Below are 4,317 nucleotides of genomic sequence, written 5' to 3' on the forward strand. Positions count from 1 at the left end.
AAGAGCCGTAAGCTTATTGATGTAATCAATCAACTTCCAAATATCTTTCCCGGAAGCGTTTCCCCTAATAGATTGGATATATAAATATCATAGATTGTCGATGCAATATTTATACCAGCGATCAAATATTTATAACAATCTAGTAACATATAGTAAATAAATGAATTATAACCTTTCTAGCGGAAGGAGGTGGCAGAGTAAAAGACAGAAAAATCGTAACGTATTCTGACGTAAATAAAATCTAGTAAGATGTAACAATATGTTGTGTATAGGGTTATCGATAAGTGTCGAAATATTTGACGTTTTACAATACAATTGGTGGATCGATTACTGAGGATTGTTCCTGCACGTAGAACAGGGCGGTGACCGGCAAGGCCAGGTGCACGGTGGTCGTCGGTTGTATGGCGGTCTCGCCGATGGTAAATTCAGCTTCCTGCGGTTCGCCGGTCTGAGGATTCCAGATCCTAAAAGCCTTGCTGCCATGTAGAACTACCTGGGTATCGATCGGCTTGTCAGTGGAATTGGGAAAGAAATATACGTCTTTACCTCCCTTTATCTTCTGGATATAAGTCAGCGCACCGTCATAATCGGGACTCTTCTTGAGGAGTAGAATCGGTTGTCGGACGTGCACGTTCCGCAGTGGCAAGACATGATTCAAGGCCCATTGTAGCACCCAGGGCTACTGTTGCGGGAGAAAATCGGCTTGACCTCCCTTCTGTTAGCGCCGGTCAAAAAGGGGGCCAAAAACGCCGGAATAAAATGGTGCCAGGTCAGTTTCAGGCATAGGTCTGCGTATTCTCCTTAAAAAGCGAGACAGAAAGTTCTCCCTACTCCAAAGAAAAAGGCTTTAGAAAAACATTCGAGTATTTCTCCTGCGCAGTCCGGATCTTCGTGAGCGTTGGAATTCAAACTCTGTTTTTCGTATCTGCCTTGACCGTTTCCAATACCAGATAGAGCTTGTCCGCGCTGTTGACCTTGCCCGACACGCACCATACATGGTTTGGCGTGATGATTTGGGCTTTGGTGAAGTCATAGAGCCGATACAAGCGCTTGGTATGCAGGTCTTTCATGACAAACACGACACAGGATGAACATTCCGTCCGGGAGAGCAAAACCAGGTTATTTGCGCTGAAGTTAAACATAGGTAGTTCTTCTCGGAAGATTCGGGGCGCAGCCTACGCAGGCTACGCCCCCTCTGCAGCGCCGATGAGGGGTTAGCCCGCCGGACTCCTCCGGAGAGGGTTATCATCACAGAGCGGCGCCTGATCAGGCGGCAACCCATTTAGGTTGCTGTGCCATTTTTCGGAGTGCGCCAGGTCGGACCGGCCAGGAGGAAAACCTCGGAGTTTTCGACCAGACGATCGGCGATGGCGGCGGCAATGGTGGTATTGAAGAGGATGTTGCCCCATTCGGAGAAAATCGTATTGGTAGTAATAATCGTACTCCGACGTTCGGCGTGTCGGGTGGAGATGACCTGATAGAACAGATTGGAAGTCTGCTGATCCAAGGACAGATACCCTAATTCGTCGACCACCAATAAAAGAGGATCGGTATAGATTTTCAGCTTGCGGACCAGGGAATGATCGGCTTGGGAGGCGACCAGCTGATTGAGCATGTGCATGGCGGGAGTGAACAGGACTCTCAGATTGGCCTGACATGCTTTCCAGCCGAAGATTTTAGACAAGAAGGTCTTGCCGGTACCGGGATTACCGATCAGGATGATATTGGTACCCTGACGGATGAAATCCAGGTCGAGAAGATGCAGAATCTTGCTTTTTATCTGCTGCCTGGACTTGTGATGCTGGAAATGGAACGACTCGATTCCGGGACGAGCCTGCAACTTGGACAAACGAAAGCGGCGTTCGACGGAACGGCTTTGCCGTCCATCGAGTTCCAGGTCGACGAGCCATTCCAGAGTATGGGCCGGGCTGAGGCACTTGTCGGCGGCGTCCGTCAGGATGCGGTCGAGTTCCTGAGCCATGAAGTCGAGATGGAGTTGGGAGAGTTTAGCGGATAAGGATGTCATGATTTATTCCTCCGGGGGAAGAAGGAGAGCGTCATAGTCGAGCAGCGACAGCGGATCGGTCGACAAGGCATTCCATCGAGGATCCTGCAAACGCAGAGGCGGTTGGATGTCCCGGGGCGATTGTTCTTGCAGGAGAATATTGGCGATGTAATCGGACCCAAAGGCGCCCAGGCTTTGCGCTTTGCGAATGGCAACGAGGACGGATTCCGGGCCATATTGTCGCACCAACAGGAGCAGTTCCTGGATTTGCCGGGAGAGAGAACGATCGGTATCGGCCAGATGGCGCAAATAGGATTCTCCCGTTTCGCCGAGTCCGGCGATCAATTGCCGGTGAGCGGCGGAACGTTCCGCGGATGGTCTTTGTTGAAGCAATTCCTTTTCGAACCGTTCTGCGCCGAGGGTTTGTCCCCGTTGCCAGCAGCGGGAGTAACGGGCGACTTCCCGGGCTTGATGGTAGATGGCCACGGATTGAGAATCGGCCCGTACCGTGAGGCGGAATCCGATATAAGCCGGAGGGACGCAGTAGCGATTGCCGTCGAAGCATAAGCGAATGTCCTTGTGTACCAGGGCCAGGGCCGTGTCGCGATAATCCGGCAGCTGAGGCGGAAGCGGAGAGAGACATTCCGGACGAAAGCGCTCCTGGGGAGACTGGCGCGTTTCCCGGTGAATACGCGTATTGGCATACTGCTCCAGCCATTGGCGGGCTTGGGAGTTGACATCGGCCAGATCGGTGAAGGTACGCAAGGGCCAGAAGTTTTGCCGCAGATATTTGATGCTGCTTTCCACTTTGCCCTTTTCCCATCCGGCCGCACGGTTGCAGGCTCGGGGATAAAAATCCAGCTCGCGGGCAAAGGCCAGGAAGCGGGGGAGGAAGCGAACGATTCGGCCGTCATGTTCGGCTACGGCCGTGGCCAGATTGTCATAGAGACATTCTCGGGCCAGGCCGCCCATGAACCGAAAGGCATGTAGGTGGCAACGAACGAAGGTCTCGAAGCATTGGCTATGGGTAAACTCGGCATACATTCGCCGGCTATGACATTCTACACAAGAGAAGGCATAGAGCTTGCGTTTGTCTCCTCGGTAATCCAAGACGTCGAAATGGCCCCAGTCGATTTGAAAACAATCTCCGGGGCCGGATTCGATACGCAGATAAGCACGTGGTGGCTTCCGGATCTGGCGCAGAGTGGCGATATATGTCTGGAGAATGGTTCGGCCACCGGTGAAACCGTGCTCGCGTAGCTTTTGCCTAATGACCACGGAGCTGACCTGAGGACATTGTTCGAGCCACTCCCGGATCCATGCTTTGAAGGGGTCCAGTTTGCTGCTTCGTGGTTTTCGGCACACAGCCTTGGCCAGAGGATTATCCAGGTATTTGTGGACGGTTTTGCGGTTGATATGGAGCTGACGTGCGATCTCCCTTGCGGAGAGCTTGAGTTCATGAGACAGGCGGTAGATTGCTTCGATGGTTTTGGGACCCGTAGACATTGGTTTTCTCCTTCCAGAATCCCTTATAGCTCGGAGGAGCGGAGGAGGCCAAAAGGTTGTTCTTTACAATCACGTCGAGCAGCAGGCGGTTGCCTCCCTAACCGCATGAAATAGCAACACTTGAGGAACAGCCAAGTTGTTCTTTACAATCTCCTCCCATCCCGGGCCACTCATCCAAACCTCAGCGGAGATCTGTTTGACATCGATAGCCAAGTTGTTCTTTACAATCCTGGAGAGCTTACGCTTATGGTTTCGTGTAAGCTGCTTTTGCCGATTGAGCCGGCAATAAGCCTCATGTTGGGAGCGATAATGACGTTGGTATTCCGGATGATTATCGCGCCACTTTCGCTGACTGTCGGTGCAGGATTGACGGTAATCGACGTCGGTGGCGATTTTATGCCGATGGTAATCTCTTCGTCTGCGTCTTTGACAGGCAGGAGATAGGCAAACGGTCTGTCGCGGATGAAAAGGAGAAGGGTTAAACGGATGGTGGCAATAGCAGCAAATAGGTTTCCTGGATTTCATTCTTAAAACTCCGGGTGTAGATTGACCCGGATATTTTTCCCCAGAAGAAATCCATGTTGGAGCCGAAAGAAAGTGGATTCTCTTTATAGAAATATTCTATAGAGTTTTTTACCGCCTCCCCGCAGAGTGATGTTGATGTGAAACTGGTATCCTTCTATTCCGGCAATATTGGCGCCCTTTTAGACCGGTGCCGACAACCTTTCCGGGTCTAGCGATGGATTCGTTGCTGCAGCCACTGTATCCACTCTTCTACGCCCTCCCCGGTCTTGCAGGAGAGGGGA

General features: G+C 51.7%; 5 protein-coding genes. 1 reads left to right on the top strand and 4 read right to left on the bottom strand.

Translation table 11 applies throughout. The features are described from left to right. Positions 1–304 precede the first annotated feature (304 nt). From VIS94_13375 to istA, 4 genes are all read right to left on the bottom strand, one after another. Complete coding sequence (locus tag VIS94_13375; GenBank protein ID HEY9162062.1) at positions 305–658, bottom strand: hypothetical protein; 354 nt, start codon at positions 656–658, stop codon at positions 305–307. Positions 659–905: 247 nt separating this feature from the next. Beyond that, entirely contained in the window at positions 906–1,142 is a 237-nt protein-coding gene (locus VIS94_13380) for a hypothetical protein (GenBank protein HEY9162063.1), read from the bottom strand. 140 nt (positions 1,143–1,282) lie between these two features. Further along, positions 1,283–2,026 (bottom strand): IS21-like element helper ATPase IstB, encoded by a 744-nt coding sequence (gene istB, locus VIS94_13385; GenBank protein HEY9162064.1) that lies wholly within the window; start codon positions 2,024–2,026, stop codon positions 1,283–1,285. Between the two features lie 3 nt (positions 2,027–2,029). Continuing rightward, the gene (gene istA, locus VIS94_13390) at positions 2,030–3,511 is read right to left on the bottom strand and encodes an IS21 family transposase (protein ID HEY9162065.1); all 1,482 of its coding nucleotides are present in this window, start codon (positions 3,509–3,511) and stop codon (positions 2,030–2,032) included. Between the two features lie 309 nt (positions 3,512–3,820). Here istA and VIS94_13395 point away from each other — a divergent pair, with 309 nt between their 5' ends. After that, positions 3,821–3,955: a hypothetical protein gene (locus tag VIS94_13395; protein HEY9162066.1), complete on the top strand. Its 135-nt coding sequence runs from the start codon at positions 3,821–3,823 to the stop codon at positions 3,953–3,955. The last annotated feature ends 362 nt before the right edge of the window (positions 3,956–4,317 follow it).

The organism is Desulfomonilia bacterium, assembly GCA_036567785.1.
In the GTDB taxonomy this organism is placed as follows: domain Bacteria; phylum Desulfobacterota; class Desulfomonilia; order UBA1062; family UBA1062; genus DATCTV01.

Bases quoted from the DNA above. Each gene is read 5' to 3' on its own strand.
- VIS94_13380 (HEY9162063.1), bottom strand. From the start codon at position 1,142: ATGTTTAACTTCAGCGCAAATAACCTGGTTTTGCTCTCCCGGACGGAA.
- istB (HEY9162064.1), bottom strand. From the start codon at position 2,026: ATGACATCCTTATCCGCTAAACTCTCCCAACTCCATCTCGACTTCATG.
- istA (HEY9162065.1), bottom strand. From the start codon at position 3,511: ATGTCTACGGGTCCCAAAACCATCGAAGCAATCTACCGCCTGTCTCAT.
- VIS94_13395 (HEY9162066.1), top strand. From the start codon at position 3,821: ATGACGTTGGTATTCCGGATGATTATCGCGCCACTTTCGCTGACTGTC.